Source organism: Paenibacillus sp. FSL H7-0331 (assembly GCF_001956045.1).
This window is the reverse complement of the sequence record NZ_MRTH01000016.1, coordinates 107181-129559: the sequence shown is the minus strand read 5'-3', so window position 1 is coordinate 129559 and position 22379 is coordinate 107181. Positions and strand designations below refer to the sequence as shown.

The following is a 22379-nucleotide window of genomic DNA, read 5'->3' as shown; positions in this document are numbered from 1 at the left end:
CGATGATAAACAAGGTCCAATTGGAAAAGCAGAACCGAACCAGGTCTCTGCTCTTTCTTTTTTCTGCTTCCTTTCTGTTACTGGTCATTGGATTCCTCTGCAGTGTCAAATGGGGCCAGGCGCAAATATCATGGCGTGTCTTGTATGAAGCCTTAACGTATCAAGGACATGATAAAAATCATCTCTATATTCAGACGCTGCGCCTGCCGCGCACTTTAACAGCAGGCATAGTAGGCATTCAACTGGCACTGGCCGGATTGCTGACCCAGCTCACAACCAAAAACCCGCTGGCCTCTCCCCACGTATTCGGCATCAATGCCGGGGCCGCCATTGCAGTTGTGTTTGGTTTGGTGGTGATCAAGAATGTTTCGCTTACAGGCTCTGTCTACCTTGGCTTTATCGGGGCCGCACTCGGAGCACTTCTCGTCTGGACACTTGCGGGGACTGGCTCGAAGCAATATGTCCGTTTGGCTCTGGCAGGGATTACGATCCATTTTCTGCTCTCCTCGCTGACGGAGGGGCTCATTATATTGAATCAGCAAACTACCGACAGTATGATGTTTTGGCTCGTCGGCTCTGTCAGTCAAGCAGCTTGGAAAGAGATCAGCACGATCCTTCCGTTCTTTATCGGCGGATTGCTCGTCTTTGGCCTGATGCTGCCTTCCTTCCGCTTGCTGCTGCTGGATGATGAAGTAGCGGCGGGTCTCGGACAGCGGGTATTGGTCATTCGTGCTATTAGTGTGCTGCTTGTTATTGTACTGGCCGGCTCTGCAGTTGCGATATGCGGACCGATCGGTTTCATTTGCCTGATTGTCCCTCATATCGCGCGCGCCTTGGTTGGGAATCAACTTCATGTGCTGGCACCGCTCACAGCATTGCTTGGAGGGACACTGCTTGTGTATGCCGACTTTTTCAGCAGGTTTATCGCGTTTCCTTATGACTCTCCCGTTGGCATCGTGACAGCAGCGATCGGCGCTCCCTTCTTTATTTATTTGGCCCGCAAAAAGGGAGGTGCCCGCTAATGAGCAAAACTGTCGCTCTGATTGTCGCGTTTGTGCTGATGCTGGTGCTAGCGGTAGTCTCACTCCGCCTGGGAGCTGTTCCCGTTTCCTTTCAGGACGTTTGGTCCAGCATTTTGCATGAAAATAATAAATACTTTTTTATCATTTACGAGGTTCGCCTGCCGCGTGTTCTTGTCGCCATTCTGGCGGGCTTTGGCTTGGCTGTCGGCGGTGTCATTCTGCAAAGCGTTGTGCGTAATCCGCTGGCTAGCCCCGACGTGATCGGCATTACCAAAGGAGCAGGACTGGCTGCTTCCGCTGTCATTTTTCTATTTCCCAAAGCGCCAGGCTATTTCCTCCCAATAGCTGCTTTTATCGGCGCCTTTGCCGCCTTTGGCATTTTACTGCTGCTCAGCAAACGCTTGACCATGACGCCTGCCTCGCTTGCGCTGATCGGTATTGCAATTGGAGCTGTCTTTCAGGCTGGCACGCAATATTTGATTGTGATGCACCCGACCGACATTAATATGGCACTGCTCTGGTTGGCCGGGAGCTTGTGGAGCAAGCGGTGGGATGCCGTCTACTCGCTGCTGCCCTGGATCGCAGTGTTGCTGCCTGTGGTTTGGCTCAATTATTCCAAGCTGAATGTGTTCCAGCTTGGCGATGAAACGACGACCTCGCTCGGCCTGAGCATTGTACTGCAGCGCTTTTGGCTGCTGCTGCTCGCTGTGGCCCTCGCCGGCATATCGGTATCGGCAGTGGGCGCTATCGGCTTTATTGGCCTGATCGCACCGCACATCGCCCGCAGTATTGTTGGCGCCCGGCATCAATGGCTGATCCCGCTCGCTGCGCTGATCGGGGCCGACCTGATGCTGCTCGGCGATTGCCTGGGACGCATCCTGATTATCCCGCGGGAGATTCCGGTCGGCATTATGACCGCTGTAATTGGGGCACCTTATTTTGTATATTTACTTAGAAAAACACGCAGCAAGCCTGCTTAAACGAATGTAATTCGAGCTTTCGATATTCACAGCATGGAGCTAACCCAGAGCATTGCCCGCTTCATCGATTCAGTCTTGCCCAATTAGACCACTTGCTCTTGCAATGCTGGATTTATGCTTCACCATCAAGTACACTTCTTATTGTAAGCATGAATCGATGGAATCGCGAGCTTCCATCACATCCCCATTTACCTGGAGGTTAACTATGAATATTGAAATATGGTCCGACTTTATGTGCCCCTTTTGCTATATTGGTAAACGTCGTTTTGAGGCGGCCCTTGAACAGTTCCCGAACAAAAATCACGTCGAGGTGATTTACCGCAGTTTTGAGCTGGATGCCAATTCGGAACGCGATGTGCCTCATGGCGCAGATGAAATGCTTGCTTCCAAGTATGGAATGAGCCTGGAGAAAGCCAAGGAAATGAACGCCGGTGTTGCCGCTCAGGCACAATCCGTTGGACTGACCTTTAAATTTGACACGATGATTTTGACGAATACGTTTGACGCGCATCGCTTGGCGCATTTCGCTGCCCAGCATGGTCTTATGCGCGAAATGACCGAGCGTCTGCTGCATGCGTATTTCACTGAGTCCAAGCATATTGGCGATCATCAGACCTTAGCTGCTTTGGCCGCAGAAGTCGGTCTCAACCAGAAGGAGGCTCTCCAGATGCTCGCTGGCCAGGCATTCACAGCCGAGGTCCGTAACGATGAGGAGGAAGCAGGCAAATTAGGTGTGCGCGGGGTTCCTTTTTTCGTGATCAACCGCAAATATGCGATTTCAGGCGCACAATCGAGCGAAGTGTTTTTGGGTGCTCTGCAGAAGGCATGGGAAGAGGATCAGCCGCTGACCCTTCTAAATACTTCCGACAGCACAGCAGAGGGTGAGGCTTGTGACGACGGGGTTTGTGCTCCTTCACAGCAGAAGCCGTAACCTGTCCTCTGATTCGAATGCTGAGCTTGTTCGTCACCGGACCTCTAGCTGCGCTTCATTAAGTGGATAGCGTCATTAAAAAAAGTCTTCAATCAGTCCTGTCTGAACTGCGACCTGTAAGATGGACACCTTGAAAAAGGCGCTCTATTACTTCGGGTCATAAGCTTAGTCAGCCACTGATTAAGAAGACTTTTTTGTTTGAATAAGTGAGACGGATCAAGAATATTCAGAACTCGCTGCAAGTGGACTTTATTCCTGCAATCCTTCCAGGTCCGGTATGTAGCGGTACTGCTCCAGATCAATGCGTCCTTCGTCGCTCACAGCTACACCTTCACTATTTAAATGGAACGTCTGCATAAATCGCGACTCCTCATTATTAAAGGCGATTTCTCCCTTTGCATTCACTACACGATACCAGGGAAGCTGATGAACCCGACTTTGCGAATGCAGGATGCGTACAACCTGTCTTGCCCCTCTCGGACTGCCTGCAAGCTCGGCAATTTGCCCATAGGTCATCACATACCCTTCAGGGATACTTTTAATGATTGCAATAACGTTCAACGTGAACGGCTTCATACGGTTCCCCTCCCTGTCTTCGATAGAAAAAGCACTTACCGAGTTTTATTGTGCTTTTCTTATTGAAGCCTTTGACAACATATAGGATTCCCCTATAGTCACCATTCATTTTATATATTTCCTCAATTATACATCTCTCGCTACAATGAAGGAAACCCATACCAAGGAGGTTTTCATATGAACCCATCAGTCAAAACATTGTTCGATGCCGTCGCTAATGAATATGACCAGCAGCGGAGACAGCTGATTCCCTGTTTTGATGAGTTTTATGGGATGGCACTATCTCTAACGGAAAGCCATAAACAGACCCCGCGTATACTCGATCTGGGTGCGGGTACGGGACTATTCTCCCGAATGGTGCTGCAGAAATACCCAAGCGCTCACCTTACTCTGATGGATCTCAGCGATCAAATGCTGGAGGGAGCACGCCGTCGGTTTCGTGAGGAAGATCACGTTCAATACATCGTCGGTGACTATTCCAGCTACATATTTCCTGAATCGTATGACATTATCGTCTCTTCGCTGTCGATCCATCATTTGACCCATCCTGCCAAAAGACAGCTGTTCGCAACCGTTTATCAGCTGCTGAATTCAGACGGTGTATTTGTCAACGCTGATCAGGTTCAGGGCAACACCCCAGCGATAGATCAATACCATAAGCAGCGCTGGTTAGCCCATATTAACAACAGTGGCCTTTCCAGAGAGTCTATCGACGCCTCAGTGGAGCGAAGAAAGCTCGACATCAACGCCAAGCTCGGCGAGCAAATCGAGTGGCTGGAGCAGGCTGGTTTCACTGACGTGGATTGCATGTATAAATATCTCGATTTTGCTGTTTTTTTCGGCAAAAAGAGCTAAGCTCGGCTGCTCGGGGGGAAGGCTTGGCCTGATTCCCCGCTGCACAGTCCTTCCCTGATGCTGCTTTGCTGAGTCTGCCGCGCTTCATATCCGTGAAGCTATCTCATCTTGTTGCATGCACACGCCAAGGCTTATGTCCACCGAAATAGCGGATGGGCTGCTCCTTTATTTGAGCGGCAGCATGGATAACCAGATCAGGGACAGTATCCCCCTGGTACAGAACGACTTCATCGCCATTAACCAAGGACAATTCCACCACTCCGCGTTCGTCAGGCTGCAGCTCCACCACACCAGTAGCATGAGATTCCGACCTACTCCATGCAGACGCGGGCCCGATGGCCATCATATTAACAGCACCGCTCCAGCCTGTCTTGATCTTGCAGGGTTCACCTGCCAAGCTTTTCACGCGGATAAACCGCGTGTTCCCGTCCTCACGCTGCGCGCTGACCAGAAAAGCACCTTCCGTGCGCAGATCATGGAAAGCCGCTTCTCGCCATGCAGTCGGCACAGCTGGAAATATGCGAATCGTATCCCCCCAGCTTTGCAGCAGCATATCCTGAAGCGACTCCGCTCCAGCAAGCGGCGTTTCCATAACAGGCCCAGCTTCCTTGTACATCGTATTTGGCTTGATGATATGCAGCAGCGTCTGCAAATAGCCAAGCGCTTCGTCACCACGTCCCAGAGTGGCGGCAATCGAAGCTGCGCCCGTAAAGCTGAAGCCGCGCAGATCCCCTTCTTTTCCAATCCAGTGTTCCAGCGACCTGGCGATCAACGCTCTATCCTCAGAGCTGTCGCTGCCGATCAAGTGAAGCGGGAACACCGCAAGCAGATGGCTGAAATGGCGATGACCATAAGCAAGCGGCGTATCGCGTCCAACCATCAGCCCGGTTTCATCGATCGGGAATGGTGTGAGCCGTTCCAGCACGTCCACCCATTGATCGCGCAGCGGGTCTGTCACTTCCAGTCGTTCACACATCCACAGCAGCGTTTCGCAGCCCCACCTCAGCAGCGCCAGGTCGTAATGACAGTCTCGGACTTTCGTTTTCATAAAAGAACCGTATTCCGGGGAAATGGTTGGCGGCAGGTGCAGCTTGCCATCCTCCGCTTCTTCCAGCAGATGAAAATAAAAATTGATGCTTCTACGCAGCAATGGGAACAGCATCTCTCGCAGCAGCGTTTCATCCATCGAGTAGCGATACTGCCGCCATACATTATGGCAAATCCAGGTCAGATTGCCGACTTCATCGCCTACCTCGCTGCGCAGATCGTAGCTGCAGCTGCGTCCAAGTCCGGCCGAATCGTCCCGATAAGGCTCAGAGACATTCGCAATCAGCTGCTCCTTGCAGGCAGCCAGCGTCCGTACCAGTGATTCCCCGATATCGAGGCGGTTCGCGGTATACACAGGCGAATAGCTCAACTGCACGTTCATATTAAACCAGACGCCCGCCCAAGGTGTCGGGGCCAACCACGGCCCTTGATTGTCGATCAGCGGTCGGTCAGCTCTTGTAGCCGAAGCGAGCTTGTACATTTGAATCCAGTAAAAGCTCTCCAGTCGGGCATCGGGAATCGTGATTAGACTTCGTTGATAATAGCGGTGCCACCAAGCGCGGTGTGCAGCTACCCATTCATCAAAGCTCTGAGAAACTGCGTTCATCACATGTTGGACAACCTGCTCCTGTGCCTGTTCGTCGTGTCCCTTCTCAATGGATAGATAGTAGATTCTTTGGTTCGGTGATAGTTGAACTTCATTCCACGCACTAACGCAGCCTTCTGACTGCGGGACAGGAGCACCTTGCGAGTAACGCTGGATGCAGACCTCAACGACGTCTGCTGCATGCCCCGGCACTGCTCTGCCTTCCGTCCCTATTTTGATTTTCGTATCTGATGATTCGTTTCTTTGGATAACCTGCTTCCGTTCCACTTCAATCTTCGGTATATACTGATTGAGATTGATACCATCGGCATTTATCAATACGGGATCAACCTCAGGGTACGGATACCAGACAAAATTGGCACCGTGCTCTCCTTCGGATGTCTCGATTTCAACAGCCATAATCGCCTCTTCACTATGGGCCAATGCCCGCAGACGTACTTCACCCCGGGTGGTGGTTAGAACCGCAGATGCCTCCGCATTCCACAAATCGACTCGGATACAGGACGGATGGTAGATCATCCCCTCCAGCTCCAGATGAAGCTCCCCTATCGGCACACGTGGACTGAAGCCTGTACTGTCGGTTCGGGTTGCCGTTATGTCGGTGCGCCCCACGATGAAGCGCAGCACCCGCCGCTTGGACGAATGCTCCTCTCCATAGATCATCGCTCCGATATTACCGTTGCCAATGAATGCCCCTTCGTCCCACGATACTGGCTTCACGACCCATTCCATATCATGATTGCCCATATAGGACTCCCAATCGAGATCAAGCTTGATACCATCTAAATGCTGATTATGCATAGGCCCCTCCTTTTATCCATTTATTCATACAGACCTATCGCTTGTTATAACGATCCCAAGCATCCTGATAAATTCGGGTTACCTTATCCACGCCCATCTCTTGAATCCGCCTCGTATAGTCATCGAACCGATCCAGCGGTTCTACGCCTGTAATGAATTTAAGGAACATTTCCTCCTTAAAGCTGGTAATCGCCGTGTTCAGTTTCGCCATTTCCTTGCTTTCTTCTATCGTAGGCGTTAGAAATAACGGCATGACATGCTTGGCGGCATCCGTTTGCTCCCAGATCCGGATCGTCTCTTCCTGCTCGGGGAACGCGTTGAAGCTCTTGCGTCCATCTCCAAGAAAGGGACCGTTAGGCTTAGTGTACTGTGAAATCATTTGCTGGAAATTGTACTTCCCGCTCCTCGACATCTTATCGGTGTACTGTGGCACTCCATTTATGACCTCATAGCTCTCGCCTTTAATGCCGAAGTTGAACAGTTGACTTCCCTGTTCGCTGAAGGCATAGTCAAGCCACTGGACGGCTAGCTCGGGATTTGTGGCGGCGGCTGAGATAGCCTTGCTGCCCACTGGCGCATATTGAAAATCACGCTGCCCAATGAACGCCCGCTCGCCCTTCTTCAATGTTGGATAGGGAGCACCCACCAGCTGAAATTGGGGATTTTTTTTCCTGCCCGTCTCCATCCAGCGCCCCATGCCACCACTGACCAAATAAACGGTTGCGCCTGAGCTGTCGCTTAACATCCTGTTATCCAATGCTTTCGAATCATTATTCAATGCAAAATCCTTATCGATCAGCCCTTCTGCGTACCATGTTCTCAATAGTGTGAGCGCTTCCTTGAACTGGGGATCGATAGGTCCGTATTTTACTTTTCCTTGGTCATCGATATAATAGCGATTGGCAGTCCGGTAAGCCCCGATGAAGGCATCCTGAATCATCAGCTCATTACTATACATTGCAGTAAGCGGTGCCGAAGCACCTTTGTGCTCCTTAAACGCCTTCAATACGGTATACCACTCATCAATCGTCGTCGGTACTGTAAGCCCCAGCTCATCAAGCCAATCCTTGCGAATCATCGGCCCTCGGAATACAAGCCCGTTATCCGGTCGAACCATCGGAAATATATAATATTTACCGCTGTCGGTTTTGATCATTTTGTCGAGTTCCTTATTGCTTTGAAGCAGCTTTTTTAAGTTCGGTGCTTTCTTGTCGATCCAATCATTCAATGGAATAATGACCTGATCAGCCATCGCTTTCTCCGGCCCGCCCGGATAAGCACTATTCCAATCATACTCAATCACATCCGGCAAATGGTTGGAGGCAATCAGCAGGTTGAACTGCTCCTTCGCCTGCCCGTCAGCGGGGTGCATATACTTTACCTTAATCCCCGTGTCCTTCTCCAGCTGCTTGCCAAACGGCGTTTCCGCCATATTATTGACGATAGTAAACAGATTCGTGTTGATCGGCTCCCATGAGGTTAAAGTCCCCTGCGTCTGATCCCGATTCAGCTCCCCGGGAGCTTCCACTGTTGACTTGGGCGCATCCTGCTGTGGTGCCGTCTCCAAGCTGCAGGCTGAAAGAAGGCTTATCGCTGCCAGCAAGCACACTGAAATATGGAGCGGGTTGACGTTCCTACTTATATGCATGGTAGTTTCCCCTCAATTCCCCTAAATACGCTGCTTCTGTCTACCCTACAAGCTATTATGCAGGGAGCCCCCCGTTAAGGGAACCCATCAAAATCGGAAATAGATCATTAAAATCGCAAATCCATAAACCATTCAAGCCCCTAACCTTAGTAACCCGGAACAGCAGCGGCTACTGCAGATCCTTATATTTGCCCGGCGTGATGCCTTCGAGCTTTTTAAAAATCCGGTTGAACGTATTGATGTCCGCATATCCCACTCTTCCGGCGATTTCTGTAACTGTCAGATTTTGCAGCGCGAGCAGCTTCTTGGCTTCCTCCATACGGGTTTTATTGATGTAATCCAACAGCGCTTCACCTGTATACGTCTTGAACTGCTTGGACACATAGGACGGTGTCAGACTGAAAGCCTCACCGATCATCGAGATATTCAGATTGCTGTTGCAGAAATTCGCCTGGACATATTCAATAATTTGCCCGGCAAGCGGGTTATGCATGTGTCTGTGATCATTGGCAACCGAGCTGCACACCTGCTCCAGTACCTCGACAATCTGTGCCTGCATATCTTTGATCGTTTCGCAGCCAATCAGACGTTCGATAGGATCGGCATGCTCCAGCACCTTGGACTTATCGACCGTGTGAAGCTCACTCATTGTCTTCAATAGTGTGCTGATCAAATCGAACATCAGACATTTGGCGAAGGAGACGGAAATCGGAATTTCCCCCACATTGCTGCGAATGATCTCTTCGATCAATTCCCGTGAACGTTCAAAATCACCGATTTTCACAAAGTTAATCAACTGCTGCTCAACATGTAGCGGATAATAATAGCTTCCGGGCTCCCCGGATGCACGAGGAATCGGCAGCTCCGCATAGCGAATAATTTCACCGCTCCCCATAACCATACGGTATTCCATCGCTTCCAGCGTTTCCTGATAGGCAGTAGGTATCGCATATAAATCATGATGAATACCGGAGATGGACACCGTAAGATGGACATGAAAATGGTCGAACAGGAATGATTGCACCCGCTCTGCCATTAATTTCAGCTCTATCTCATTGGGTTGTGAAGCGAAATTAACGATGCACACCGACATATTATCCATTTCCGTCGTGAACGCCTGGTGCTGCTCACCCGCCACATCCTCGGCAACATTCAGAATGATGAAATGCAGCAGCTTGATTTTCCGTGGATCGGCAGTCCCTTCCGCTTGAAATTTGCCGTACGTTTCAATATGGAACAGCAGAACGGCAAAATCGGTGGAAACTATTCGCAGATCATGCGCTGCGAGTGACTCATGCAGTGGAATATTATGATCCAGCCTTCCCTTAAGCAGCCCTTGAAGAAAGCTTGCACGGATCACATCGCTATGCTGCATCAGCCTGCTATCAATTTTCTCTTTTTCGTCAAATGTGTTGTTAAGTGCAGCCTGCAAATATAAATATTCGTTGGAGCCCTCGTCGAAGGACACACCTGATTTGAGCGAAAAACTGCGGATCAGCAGGCTGATCGGTGTATAATTCCGCCTCAGGTAGATGTAGGCGACAAGTCCACCAATCAAGATACACAATACGAGACTCATGATGATCAGCTTCTTCAAATACAGCATCTTGTCGTCAAACAGCTCGGCCGGAATGATCGAAACATACTTCCAGCCCGTAATCTCCGAGGTCGTATAGGACAATGCCAATCGGTTCCCATTGTCCTCTTCATAGAAGAGTCCTTTGGCGTCAACCAGCCGATCATAGGTTAAAAATGCGGGGCTCTGTACGAGTCCCTTGGATGCAACAAGGCGATTCTGTGAATCCAGAATCGCAAGGGAAGCGTTAGGGGCCGGCATCATGCTGCCCAACAGCTTGGAATCCTTGATCACGATCAGGATCACAGCCCCGGACTGGTCTGAATTGTCCAGTGTTGCCGATTTAGCGTACACGATAGCCTTCTCGACCTGTTCACCGTCCCCATATTGCATAGGTACATACTCTTTCATATAACGCTTATCGAAAAAGGCCTTCCACTGCTCATAGCTCTTATCTTCGCTTCCGCGAACAGATCTGTACAGCGTACGGCTGTCCATATGCTCCCGGGTCGATAGAACCGTATCGCTATTCTTGTAATATACAAAGATTTGCTCGATATAATCGTTCGCCACCTTATACACGCGCAAATCGTTGACGATATTGAACAGATCATATCGATCACTATCCGTTAGCGGCAGCGTCGTATTCATGAAACCGGCCACACGCTTGTTAAGGGCAATCTCTATGCTGAGTCTTTCGATACCGAGGAGACTGTTGTCGATGGCCTGCTCTGTCTGGCCCAGAATCGATTCGTTGGAGCGATTGACCTCCGCCTCCACCACATGCCAGGTTGCTGTATAAATAAGTCCGCTAATCAACATCGGAACGAGCAAAACAGATACATAGGAAACGAACCATGTGACCAACACGCTGCGTTTATTGAATGGATTACGGGTCAAGCCCATAGACACGACTCCCTTTGTCGCGCACTCTGGATGCGTTGGATTTATGCTTCTCCTTTCAGTGTACCATACCTCGAATAGGTAGCTGTAGCTATCAGCAGAGCAGCTTTTAACTTTTAACGCTTAACCTGTACTTCTAGCTATTCGTATTGGGTATTAATAAAGAGCCTTTGCTGATTACGGCACTTAAGCTCTACCGCCTCTCAACAAAAGCTCTCCTGTTATGGCTCTAATCTTACTTTTTGGACTTGAACTGTGTGTAGGCCTGCTGGTAAATGTCCAGGTAGCGCTTCAGGTTCATTTTATCGAGTGTGGCCAAATAATTGTTCCATTCCTTGTCGATGTCCAGAGCGCCCGTAACGGCTTTGGCAAAAAATTCGGTCCTATAGTCCGTTATCGTCTTCTCCAGATTGGCCAGCTCTTCAGCCTGCTCATTGGTGAAAAATATCGGTGGAACGATTTTGCTCACATCGATCTTGTAAGGAAAATAATTGTCCTTCGTTTCGTTATAAAGTATGATTTCAAGCGGGTTCTTAGGATCTGCAGCTACACTTAACCGCCATTCATTCGTTCGAAGCGACGGTCCCGACTGTGCCCAGTGAATATTTTGCAGCTTGCCAAACGTCACAATCGGCTTCCAGACCGCCTGCTTCCCATTAAGTCCGAGCTCTCCTTGGGCCGGGCGTACCCATTCCTGATCGGGGCGGCCTTGCGTGCTGCGAAGCGTCGCTTCCTCGGAGAGCAAGAGATCAGCCAGACGATAGGCGGCAGCCGGATTTTTCGTCTTATTGGTGATAACGAATTGACCCGTGGACACTGCATAAGGGTTATACGCGGTTGAACGTACACCAGCAGGACCCTTGAGCGGTGGTATCGAGACGTAGTCCTTGAACCGCGGGCTGTCAACATCGACAAATACGGTTTGATTTTGCGAAGCTATGACTCCGGCTATTGGAATTTCCGGATTTAAGCCCATTTGCTTCAGCTGGTTCCGATCCTGTGTGAACGATTGCGGAGCAATCAGGCCCTCCGCATACAGCTTGTTCATATATTTCAAGGCTTCCTTCCACTCCAGTTGGTTATAGGCCACCTGTACCTTGCCGTCCTTAACAAAGCGCAGGTTGAAGTCCTTCTCCAGAAACGACCCGGTCAAAAATAAATCGAGCGTCGAGGAAGGTCCGTTCGTAGCGCCTACAAGCGCGATTTCATCCGGCTTGCCGTTTCCGTTCGGATCCTTTTCTTTGAATGCCTTGAGCACCTGATAAAACTCATCGGTTGTGGTCGGCATCTTCAATCCAAGCTTATCCAGCCATGGCTTGTAGATCCACATTTTTTGGCCAAGCGCACAGTGGTAGCATTCATTGACCTGAGGGACTGAATATATGTTGCCGTCTGGCATCGTCATAAGACCCTTTGCGTAGTCAACCTGCTGGAACATCTTTTTCATTTCGACGCCGTATTTATCAATGTAAGGATTCAGCGCGATAAACACACCGTCTTTTCCATAGATTGATTGCTGGATTGGAGACACGCTCATATTGAGCAGTACGTCCGGGTAATCACCGCTGGCGAGCGATACGTTGAGCTTTTCCTGAAACGTTTTTTCCGGGGCAACCTCCCAGTCGATATGAATGTTCGTTTTATCCTCCAGCCACTTCGTGAATTCATTGGTAGCAAAATTCTCGACAATACTGGAGCCCTTGACCATAACCTTGAGTGTTGTCTTTTCTTTCGTTATCGGGAATACACCCGCTTCCGTCACCTGATCGCTGCTGCCTGCCTCCTTATTTCCAGCGGCATTGCCTTCGGGCTTGTTCGGGGTTGAGCAAGCGCTCGCGAGCAGAGCCAATGAGGTTGTTACGGAAAGTAGCACCGTTAATCTTTTTTTCATATACCTATCTCTCCCCTTTATCCTTTTAGCGATCCGATCATCATCCCTTTAACAAAATGCCGTTGAATGAATGGATAAATAATAAGAACAGGCAGTGTTGAAACTACAATCAATGAAAATTTCAGCAGCTCCCGCAAGCCTTCCTTCGCCGCTTGATCGGCAAGATCGGTAATCATTGATGCATCTACCTCGTTTTGTACAAGAATGTCACGGAGCACCAGCTGTATCGGGTACAGCTCCTGATGCTTCAAATACAACAGCGCATTAAAATATTGATTCCAGTGACCTACTGCATAAAATAAGGCAATTACCGCAATAATCGGACCCGATACCGGAATCACGATTTTGCGCACAAAAGTGAGATCACTGCAGCCGTCCATTTGGGCTGCTTCAAGCAGCTCGTCAGGTATCGTGGTTTGAAAATACGTACGGGCAATAACCATATTCCATACGGCGAGAGCCCCCGGAATGATCAACGACCATCGGGTATCAATCATACCAAGTCCCTTCACGACCAGATACGATGGAATCAAGCCTCCGGAAAACATCATCGTGAACACGAACAAGGCCATAATCACATTGCGCGGCATGAAATCTTTGCGGGATAGCGGATAAGCTGCAATTAATGTAATGAACACATTGATCACCGTACCCACTACTGTATAAAATACCGAGTTCAAGAAGCTCGAGCCGATCAGTCGGTGCTTGAACACCGCCTCGTAGCCCGCGAGTGTAGGTTCCACCGGATACAGCCAAACCTTTCCGGAAACAACCGCTGAAGATGAGCTGAAGGAAGCGCTAACAATATAGACAAGCGGATATAAAATCGTAATCGTAAAAATAAACAGGATGATGTAATTGACGATCGTAAATACTCTATCATCCGCACTTTCTCTAATTGTTCCTGTCATGCATAACATTCCTTTCTACCAGAGACTGGTTTGTCCCGCTTTTTTGGCTATTCGATTGACCAGTACGAGAAGAACTAGATTGATCACTGATTTAAATAATCCGATTGCAGCCGAATAGGAGTAATTAATCGCTGTAGATGCCAAACCCACTTTGTATACGAACGTATCGATGACCTCAGAGGCGCTCGTGTTCAGCGGATTTTGCAGCAGCAGGATTTTCTCGAAGCCGACATCCAGCACATGACCGGTGTTCATAATGAGTAAAATAATGGCTACTGGCATAATACCCGGCACATCGATATGCCACATTCGTTGTATTTTGTTCGCTCCATCCACGACGGATGCCTCATGCAGTGCAGGATCAACGGCCGCAAGCGCAGCCAGATAGACGATGCAGGAAAAACCGACGTTCTGCCAAATACCGGACCAGACAAAGATGTGTGAGAACCATTCCGGCATACCCATAAAGTTGATGGTCGGCAGCCCGATATATCTCATCAGCGTGTTAATGAGTCCGATACGCGGGTCCATCATCTGCAGCACGATCCCAACCATGACGACGACGGAAATAAAATGCGGCGCATATGTGATCATCTGTACTGACTTTTTGAAAAATCTGGAATTCACATAATTCAAGCTTAATGCCAGAATGATCGGAAACGGGAACCCGGCAACCAAGCTGTAGAAGCTGAGCAGCAGTGTGTTTTGCATAATCCGTACAAATTCATAGGACTCAAAAAAACGATAAAAATACTTGAGGCCCACCCATTCGCTGCCCCAGATTCCTTTGGTCGGGATGTAATTTTTGAAGGCAATTATAGCCCCGTACATCGGTACATACTTGAAAATGATTAAATAAATAATCGGAAGCAGCATGAGCAGATACAATTGCCAGCGGCTGGACATGTTCTTACGCAGTCTGGTCATGAGACTGTCCTTTTTCAAGAAAGCAACCGGTCGGGTGTTAGTTCGATTGGCTGATGCTTCCATAGATTCCTCCTTCTTTCGATAACGAATGCTTGGATTTGAGTTGATCTTTCCTATACCCAGCATACGAAATTGCGTATATAGGAGCATGCTGATAATTTGCGCTCCTATGACTTTTTTTACGATGGATATGCTCGGGAACTTGCGATGGTTGGGGCATTGGAGGCGGGCATGCGGATGGTCACTGTAGTACCCTCACCTTTCGTGCTTTGCACGGTAAGCCCGTACTGCGCTCCGAACACCATCTGAATCCGGTTGTGTACATTCATAAGTCCAATGCTTCCTTCGGAACCGGTCTGTGACCCCGATTTCTCTTCATGGCTGCGCATCAACCGCTCGTTCAGCCTGAACAATATGTCTGGCTCCATGCCGCAGCCATTATCCGTTACGGTCACACAAAAGTCCACAGAATCCTGCCAAGCGTCGATCACAATCGCATGAGAATCGTCTATACCCTCCTGAAACGCATGCTTGAACACATTTTCAATCAAAGGCTGCAGCGTTAACCGAACCATATTGTTCAGCAGCCAATCCGGGTGTATGCGAACGTCAATTTCAAAATCGCGCTGAATCCGGTATTTCATAATCTCCATAAAATAAAGCACATGCTTCAGTTCATTAGCAACCGTAATTTGCTCCAGATCGGTACGGATCGAATACCGCAGCATATAGGATAGGGAACGGACGATGTCCTTGATTTCCCCAGACTTCTGGATAACGGCATAGCAAATAATAATTTCCAGTGTGTTGTACAAAAAGTGCGGGTTGATTTGCAACTGGAGCGACTGGAATTCAGCAAGCTGGCGCTTTAATAAATTTTCCTGATTATGCAGCTCGGTTTCATACACACGTTCCACCAGCTCCTCCAGCCGGGCTACCATCGTGTTATAGCTGGATATGAGCTGATCCATCTCATCACGGCTACCTGTTAGCGGCACTCTCGTCCACTGTCCTCTTTCCGTCTGCCGCATCCCGCTTTCCAGTAACCGGACCGGACGGATGATGGATTGCCCGAATCGATACGCGAGCAGCGAAGCTAGTGCCAGAGTCAGGATACCCACGATAATCGTCGTCTGGCGCAGATCCGAGATCGGCTGGCGCTGCTCACTAAGCGACATGCTGGCTACGAGCGTCCACCCCGAATACTCCGATTTGCGGCTGAAAAACACTCGCCCTGGCTCTCCTGGCAGCTCGAAGGTCTGATCCGTATTGGCCTCCACCGCTTGGTATTGATTTCCGTCCAGCTGCTTGCCGATACGCTGCGAATCGGGATGATATAAGATTTTGCCTCGCTCATTGACGATGAAGAAGTACCCCGACTTTCCGAGCTTGATGCCCTTCCAGAGTGTATTCAGCTCTCCAATTCGCAGCTCGAAGCCCATGATGCCCTTGAACGATTTGGAGGAGGTTCTGTCACCCAGCTGACGCACAAGTGTGAGATGGCCATCAAGAAATCCCGAATCCCGAATCATCAGCTTTCCATTTAACCCCGTGTCTTCCTTAAGCTGTTCGACGTATTCTTCAAAGCCTTTATAATTAAACGACACGATGTGAATATTGAAATCCGTTGCCCGAAAACCGTTATACCCCACGATGTAGGTCATTGAAATTTCCGGATTGTTGATCAGAACCGATTGGAACACACCTGTTTTGATCGCATTTTCGGCTGTATAGAAGTTGGAGCCTCTTGGAAGATCCAACGTTTCCTTCACTAACGGAGAAGTAAGAATCGAAACCGTGGCTCGCTCATAGTTTTTCAAAAACAGATCAGTTTCGTGAACCACATTATCAACAATTTGCGTGAGCAGGCCCTCGTACTGGTTCTCCAGCTCGCTCGCCGAACGCCAATATCCGGTGAATGCCACGCTGATCAGGGTGAATGCAATAATAATGACAAAATAAATGTAAATTTTACGCCCCAAACTTTTTTTCATTACTGGATCCCCAGCAAAGCACGATATTCGGTAGGTGAATAACCGGTTGATTTCTTAAAGGTTCTGGAAAAATGGGGATAGCTGTCATAGCCGATCTCGCCGACAATATCAATGATCTTGTGATGCGGAACAGCAAGCAGCTGCTTCGCCTTCTCCATTCGTTTGCGCAAGCGATATTGGACAAAGGTTTCGTTCGTTTTTTTCTTAAAATAGTGGCTGAAATAGGTTGGCGTAATGCCCAATCGCTCGGCAACCCGGTCCAGCGTAAGGTTCTCATCGAACAGATTCGCATCGATATAACAGAGAGCCGCTTCAAGTACATTGATCGTTTCGTGATTACGTTGTGCACCCAATTGCTGGAGCCAAGCGGCTATCTCCGATTGGAACTGCTCGTAAGTCAATGTATGCTCGGCATTGGCCGCCATCAATGATTCCGTTTCAAATCGATACACGCCGCGGGCATTCAGCTTTCTGGCGAGCAGCATCATTCCGTCGAACACCCTCTGGCGTAGATGAGCCCCTGTAACGCCCGCCAATAACTCATCCTTGCCCTGCGAGAGCAGCTCTTGTACGCGTATCCGATCCAGCATCCATATGGATTCTTCCAATTGATCGATCCACCGCTCTAAATCGGCATAAGAAAATACCGGAGCCTCCCGTTCCGCAAGCAGCTTATCCAGCACTGGAAAAAGCTCGATTTCGGTGATCGGCTTCAGCAAATATTCCTTGGCTCCATAGGACATACTTTTTTGTGCGTAAGCAAAGTCCCCATGGCCCGACAAAACCACGATTTGTGTGGACAGCTTATGCAGTTGGATTTGTCTGCACAACTCCAAACCGTCCATTCGAGGCATCCGAATATCGGTTAGCAGAACATCGGGCGGATTCGATACCATCTGCGATAATGCCTTCACACTATCCGTAAACGTCTGAATATCGTGAAATCGCTTGTACTCTCCGATTAACGCTTTCAATCCAATCCCAATAATCGGCTCGTCATCAACGACAAAGATTGTAGCCATTTGTGTTCCCCCCATCCTATCGTCATTATCCGATGAACGGCTGTCATTTGGATATCGTTAAAACCTCGAAAGGATCTTCAAAATCGAAAGTCCGTCCCCGGAGGAACGGACTTTCAGCTCACTTATCCATGCTTGGCTTACATATCAGCCTTAAGGGGCGTTCGTTCCTACCTCGGAAGGCGATAGCTGATGAACGACAGGAATAGCGGTTGAGGCGGAATATTCGTCCGCACCCACATCGTTTATGGAACGGGTTTCTCCATCCATGTCTGTGGTGACGTACGTATAGCTGCCAACTGCAGAGTTAATCGCGGCCGTGCTGGTGGATGATAGCTTTTGCAGTCCATTAAACGTTCTGAACAACGGGTCAGCAAGACGAATTTCACCCGTCGTTCTTGATTTATTGTTCAAGGTGCTTCCGTAACCGAGATTTCCTTCGAATACGGTATTCGTCGTTGCCGCTTCATTATAGAGCGTTCCTGTTGAATTTTTCACAATATTGTTAGCCACCTTGACGTCCTCTGGAGCATAGGTTTTACCCGATCCGACGATGATCCCCGAGGTGCTGTTCACAATCGTATTGTTGACGACCTGTGCGCGATAAACCTTCCATTGTGCCGTTAACTGTGTCGGTGTCGGATTCGGCGGATAACCACCCGTTCCGCCATCAAAGCTACCGCTGTCGATGATGATCGCGCTTTGCGTCAGGTTTTCCATGTAATTGTTGTAGATCTTATGATCGTTGCCGTAAATTCGAATTCCTGCCTCTTCAGTTTCAACCCCGTCTCCAAGGAAGAAGTTGCCGTAGAAGCTGTTGCTGTGGCCATGTCTGGACGTCAGCCCACCCTTCGAGGTTTTAAACGTGTTATATCGGACTGTGTTGTTGCTGCTTTTGACCGATACGATTTCCGGCTCGCCGTCGCAGTTCTCGAACAGATTGTACTGGATCGTGTTATACCCGTTGGACAACGAAATTCCGGACAACCCCAAACGTATCGTTTCCTTGCCGTTCGCTACCCAGGGACCGACATCGTGGAAATAGTTGTATTCGATCGTATCATACTGCGAAATATTGCCATTGCCATCGCCCTCATAGGCAATGAGCGGAGCCGTATCCTTCTTTCCGCCAAAATCATTGTGGTCGATCTGGTTATGATGGCTGTTCACACCCCTGACCTGAACCCACATCGAATTGGTACCACTCTCTGATAAAGCAAACAAATTGCGTGTCAGCCTTATATTGTTCGATCCGTCCAAAATAACAGCCGATTTGTCAAACGATGCGTTCGTTGAGCTGCCTGGCTGCGTAAATTTCAGTCCTTCGAGGGTCACATAAGATGAGTTTTGCACATAGAAAAATGCACCGCCGTTAATAATTGCCTGACCCTGATTGGCCGCAATAAGCTTGATCGGGCTGCTGGCTGTACCGTTTTTACCAGCAATCTGGATTGGGCCTGAAGCCGAGTAGTTGCCATTCGCAAGTACAATCGTTGTGCCTGCAGACGCATTACTAATCGCGGTCGCCAATTGGGCCGCCGTCGACACGTTCACCACACCTGTACTCGCTTCACTGTGCCCATATATTTCAACCTCGCTGTAGCTGTTCCAGGTGCTGCTCGAATTACCATGGCCAACAATTCGCACATAGCGGGCATTCGACACATCGGGAAAATCAAATGTCTGCAGGGCATCACTCAAACTGCTGGTCACATTGGACCGCGCCGTTGTAAACGTCACATTATCTGCAGATGTCAGTATATCGAAGGTAAAGGTTCTTGCAGCGCCGTTAAAAGGAGCCAGCTTGATATAAGACACGGTCTTGCTGGACCCCAAATCATATTGGATCCATTGACCATCACCGTTACTCGACCAACGGGTCGCTGTATTCCCGTCTACTGTATTGGCCGGCACATTACCGTCATTGCCACTATCGCTGATCGAAGCGGCAGGAACCGTCAATTTGACGTCTACTGCTGCATTGTTTGCCGATGCATCTCCGTAAATCTCCACTTCCGTGTAGCTGTTCCACGCATTCACAGAGTTGCCGTGTCCAATAATTTTCACATAACGAACTGGATCTACATCCGTAAAATCAAAGGTTTGCAGGCTTGCACTCAAGCTGCTCGTGACGTTAGAGCGCACTGTCGTAAAGGTTACATTGTCCGTGGAGGTTTGAATATCAAAGGTTGATGTGCGTGTATCACCGTTCAAAAAAGCCATTTTTACATAAGCCAGCTTCTTGAGGTCCGTCCCCAAATCAAACTGAATCCACTGCCCGTCGCCACTAGACGACCAGCGAGTAGTCAAATTGCCGTCCAGTACATTTTTCGGTTCGTTTCCATCATTGCCGCTCGCCGTTACGTTGGTTATCGGGATGATAAACTTCGCATCTGCGGCATAAGTAGCGGAGATCGGGAGCATCGTTACCATTAAATAAATGAACACCACCAACGCACAAACTTGTTTACGCTTTACCATTGCACACGTCCTTTTCATTTTTTTAAAACGCTTTCAAATGGTTAGAGTGCACTCTATTGCCATTGTTGCAACAAGCCTACCCAAAAGTAAACCTTCAAAATCGAAACAGATCATCAAAATCGATACTGAGGCGTTCATTTTACAAATCCCATCGTTATTTTCAGAACAACTACCGGTTGCCATGAAGTCAAGAAACTTGAAACCGCCGTGGCTTTGCTGATAAAATCATATTAAATTCAAGTTCGAATGGATGATGTTCTTCTTACCCTTTAAGGAGTTGAAGCTAATGTCCGATGATACCCAAGGTAAAGACGAAAGAAAGAACAAATTAAAGGTCATTTCATTTAATAAAGAGCGAAATCATCTGATCGAAATGGAACAACCCCGTATTACGTTTGAGCAGGTTGGCGGCATGGAGCAGATCAAGAAGAAAATCCGTATGAACTTTATACTCCCGCTCAAGCAGCCGGAAATGTTTCAGGCATTCGGTAAAAGCGCTGGCGGCAGCTTACTGCTCTATGGGCCTCCCGGCTGCGGCAAAACCTTTCTCGCCCGTGCTATCGCTGGTGAGATTAATGCCAATTTCCTTCATATTGAGCTGCAGGCTATTTTATCGATGTATGCGGGGCAGAGCGAGCACAATTTGCATGATTTTTTTGAAAAGGCTCGCGCCGAAAAACCGTGTGTCATTTTTATTGATGAGCTTGACGCTATGGGCGGGAGCCGTCATCAAATGCATCAGCACCACGATCGCATGCTCGTCAATCAACTGTTAACGGAGCTGGATGGCCTGCAATCGTACAATCATGAGGTGCTCGTTGTTGGTGCCACCAACACGCCATGGTATCTGGATTCCGCGCTGCGCCGCCCAGGACGCTTTAATCATCTGGTATTTGTACCGCCACCGGAAGCTGCCGAGAGGGAATTAATTCTGGGGTTGAAGCTGGAGGGCAAGCCACAGGAGCCTTTAAATCTGAAGAAGTGGGCCGAGCAAACTACACACTTCTCGGGTGCGGATCTCGAGCAGGTGGTCCGGGATGCAATTGAGCAAGCCCTGGAGCGATCCCTGGAGAGCGGAGACATCCAGCCCATTACGGACCACGATCTGAAAAAGAGTGTAACAGGCCGCAAGGCGACCACACTGGATTGGTTTTCAACGGCCAAAAATTATGCAACCTTCAGCGATATTAACAAAGACTATGAGCATGTGCTGGAGTATATCAAAACCTATCGAATCAAATAAGAAGAAGGCTGCAGGTGATTGCGGTGTCCTTGCGTTATGAGCAATCTGACCATATGACCCGGGTGTTTCAGCTGACGAACTGGAGACGCTTTGACGAAGCGATTTCTGAGGCCGAGCAGTGGCTCAGGGAGGAGCCCGACAATGCCAATGCTTATGGGATGCTTGCCCAAATCTATATGAAATCCGGTAAGTATGACAAAGCCCTGCATTGGTCGGCAGAATCTCTGAAATATGACCCCGAGAATAAAATCGGCTGGTTCGTGCGTGTCATTGTTTTATATTCCCAGGGTAAGGAAAAGGAGTATTTGCAGGCGGTCAAGGAAGCGCAGCGTATCGATCCCTATGAAAGCCATTATTTGTTCCTCAGCTTTAATTTGTATCACAAAAAGGGCAAGCTTCAGCAAGCGAGGGAGGAACTGGACCAAGCGCTGCAGTTGGCTCCCGACAACTCCTTGTACTTGGCTGGTGACAGCTATCTGCATGCCAATGCCCGCAATTTTCAGGCTTCGCTGGCATCTGAGCAAGCCGCCTTGTTCCAGAACCCGGATCACGATCAAACCTTTCTCTATCTGGCCTGGGCCGCTGAAAAAAGAGGCGACTACGATAAAGAACAGGAGTATTTGAAAAATGCAATAAGACTCGATCCCACAGATGCACAGATCCGCCGGGAATACCTGAAAAGCCTGCAAAAAAGCTATTGGTTTTACCGCTTACTTCTTTTGCCCTCATTTATCAAAAAGATGAAGCCGTGGCAAATCTTCCTCACCTGGGTCGTCGCCTGGCTTCTATTCAAACCGTTGATACTCCTATTCATCGTGCTGCATGTCCTCTCGCATTGGACGAGCAAGCTCCTGGTTAAAGCCAAGGTGTTCGGCTGGCGATCGATTTTTAGAAAACAATCATAAATCGCGAGTTACTTATGACGTGAAAAGGAGATGTCACCAGCAGCTTGGCTGCTTGAGGGACA

The 22379-nt window shown here is 49.0% G+C and carries 16 protein-coding genes; 6 read left to right on the top strand and 10 right to left on the bottom strand.

Features of this window, described 5'->3' with window-relative positions; translation table 11 throughout:
* The first annotated feature begins 2 nt into the window (after positions 1 to 2).
* The 3 genes from BK127_RS23050 to BK127_RS23040 all read left to right on the top strand — a co-directional run bounded on the left by BK127_RS23050 (position 3) and on the right by BK127_RS23040 (position 2933).
* Positions 3 to 1022 (top strand): FecCD family ABC transporter permease, encoded by a 1020-nt coding sequence (locus BK127_RS23050; RefSeq protein ID WP_076233869.1) that lies wholly within the window; start codon positions 3 to 5, stop codon positions 1020 to 1022.
* Positions 1022 to 2002: a FecCD family ABC transporter permease gene (locus tag BK127_RS23045; RefSeq protein WP_076233868.1), complete on the top strand. Its 981-nt coding sequence runs from the start codon at positions 1022 to 1024 to the stop codon at positions 2000 to 2002. The genes BK127_RS23050 and BK127_RS23045 overlap by 1 nt, the downstream gene beginning before the upstream one ends.
* 205 nt (positions 2003 to 2207) lie before the next feature.
* Positions 2208 to 2933, top strand: coding sequence for a DsbA family oxidoreductase (locus BK127_RS23040; RefSeq protein WP_076233867.1), 726 nt, complete (start codon positions 2208 to 2210; stop codon positions 2931 to 2933).
* A 249-nt stretch (positions 2934 to 3182) separates the two neighbouring features.
* Here BK127_RS23040 and BK127_RS23035 read toward each other — a convergent pair whose 3' ends face one another.
* On the bottom strand, positions 3183 to 3509 hold the full coding sequence (locus tag BK127_RS23035; protein ID WP_076233866.1) for an MGMT family protein: 327 nt from the start codon (positions 3507 to 3509) through the stop codon (positions 3183 to 3185).
* Between the two features lie 177 nt (positions 3510 to 3686).
* Here BK127_RS23035 and BK127_RS23030 point away from each other — a divergent pair, with 177 nt between their 5' ends.
* Positions 3687 to 4364 carry a class I SAM-dependent methyltransferase gene (locus BK127_RS23030; RefSeq protein WP_076233865.1) on the top strand — a complete coding sequence of 226 codons (678 nt, stop codon included), beginning with the start codon at positions 3687 to 3689 and terminating at the stop codon, positions 4362 to 4364.
* A 103-nt stretch (positions 4365 to 4467) separates the two neighbouring features.
* On the opposite strand, the gene BK127_RS23025 is transcribed toward BK127_RS23030, so the two are convergent.
* The 9 genes from BK127_RS23025 to BK127_RS44525 form a co-directional block, all read right to left on the bottom strand.
* A complete protein-coding gene (locus tag BK127_RS23025) occupies positions 4468 to 6819 on the bottom strand; it encodes a glycosyl hydrolase family 95 catalytic domain-containing protein (RefSeq protein ID WP_076233864.1) in 2352 nt (783 codons plus the stop codon).
* Between the two features lie 34 nt (positions 6820 to 6853).
* On the bottom strand, positions 6854 to 8467 hold the full coding sequence (locus BK127_RS23020; RefSeq protein WP_076233863.1) for an extracellular solute-binding protein: 1614 nt from the start codon (positions 8465 to 8467) through the stop codon (positions 6854 to 6856).
* A 169-nt stretch (positions 8468 to 8636) separates the two neighbouring features.
* Positions 8637 to 10949, bottom strand: a complete 2313-nt coding sequence (locus BK127_RS23015) for an AraC family transcriptional regulator (protein WP_076233862.1) — start codon at positions 10947 to 10949, stop codon at positions 8637 to 8639.
* A gap of 232 nt (positions 10950 to 11181) precedes the next feature.
* Positions 11182 to 12837 (bottom strand): ABC transporter substrate-binding protein, encoded by a 1656-nt coding sequence (locus BK127_RS23010; protein ID WP_076233861.1) that lies wholly within the window; start codon positions 12835 to 12837, stop codon positions 11182 to 11184.
* A gap of 17 nt (positions 12838 to 12854) precedes the next feature.
* Positions 12855 to 13748, bottom strand: coding sequence for a carbohydrate ABC transporter permease (locus tag BK127_RS23005; RefSeq protein ID WP_076233860.1), 894 nt, complete (start codon positions 13746 to 13748; stop codon positions 12855 to 12857).
* 15 nt (positions 13749 to 13763) lie between these two features.
* The gene (locus tag BK127_RS23000) at positions 13764 to 14738 is read right to left on the bottom strand and encodes an ABC transporter permease (protein WP_144026536.1); all 975 of its coding nucleotides are present in this window, start codon (positions 14736 to 14738) and stop codon (positions 13764 to 13766) included.
* Positions 14739 to 14854: 116 nt separating this feature from the next.
* Complete coding sequence (locus BK127_RS22995) at positions 14855 to 16669, bottom strand: cache domain-containing sensor histidine kinase (RefSeq protein ID WP_076233859.1); 1815 nt, start codon at positions 16667 to 16669, stop codon at positions 14855 to 14857.
* Positions 16669 to 17691: a response regulator transcription factor gene (locus BK127_RS22990; RefSeq protein WP_076233858.1), complete on the bottom strand. Its 1023-nt coding sequence runs from the start codon at positions 17689 to 17691 to the stop codon at positions 16669 to 16671. The genes BK127_RS22995 and BK127_RS22990 overlap by 1 nt, the downstream gene beginning before the upstream one ends.
* A gap of 150 nt (positions 17692 to 17841) precedes the next feature.
* The gene (locus tag BK127_RS44525; RefSeq protein ID WP_218639028.1) at positions 17842 to 20169 is read right to left on the bottom strand and encodes a chondroitinase-B domain-containing protein; all 2328 of its coding nucleotides are present in this window, start codon (positions 20167 to 20169) and stop codon (positions 17842 to 17844) included.
* Positions 20170 to 20455: 286 nt separating this feature from the next.
* On the opposite strand from BK127_RS44525, the gene BK127_RS22980 reads away from it, so the two are divergent.
* Both BK127_RS22980 and BK127_RS22975 read left to right on the top strand, forming a co-directional pair.
* Positions 20456 to 21412, top strand: a complete 957-nt coding sequence (locus BK127_RS22980; protein WP_076233856.1) for an ATP-binding protein — start codon at positions 20456 to 20458, stop codon at positions 21410 to 21412.
* A 14-nt stretch (positions 21413 to 21426) separates the two neighbouring features.
* A complete protein-coding gene (locus BK127_RS22975; protein ID WP_083689502.1) occupies positions 21427 to 22317 on the top strand; it encodes a tetratricopeptide repeat protein in 891 nt (296 codons plus the stop codon).
* The last annotated feature ends 62 nt before the right edge of the window (positions 22318 to 22379 follow it).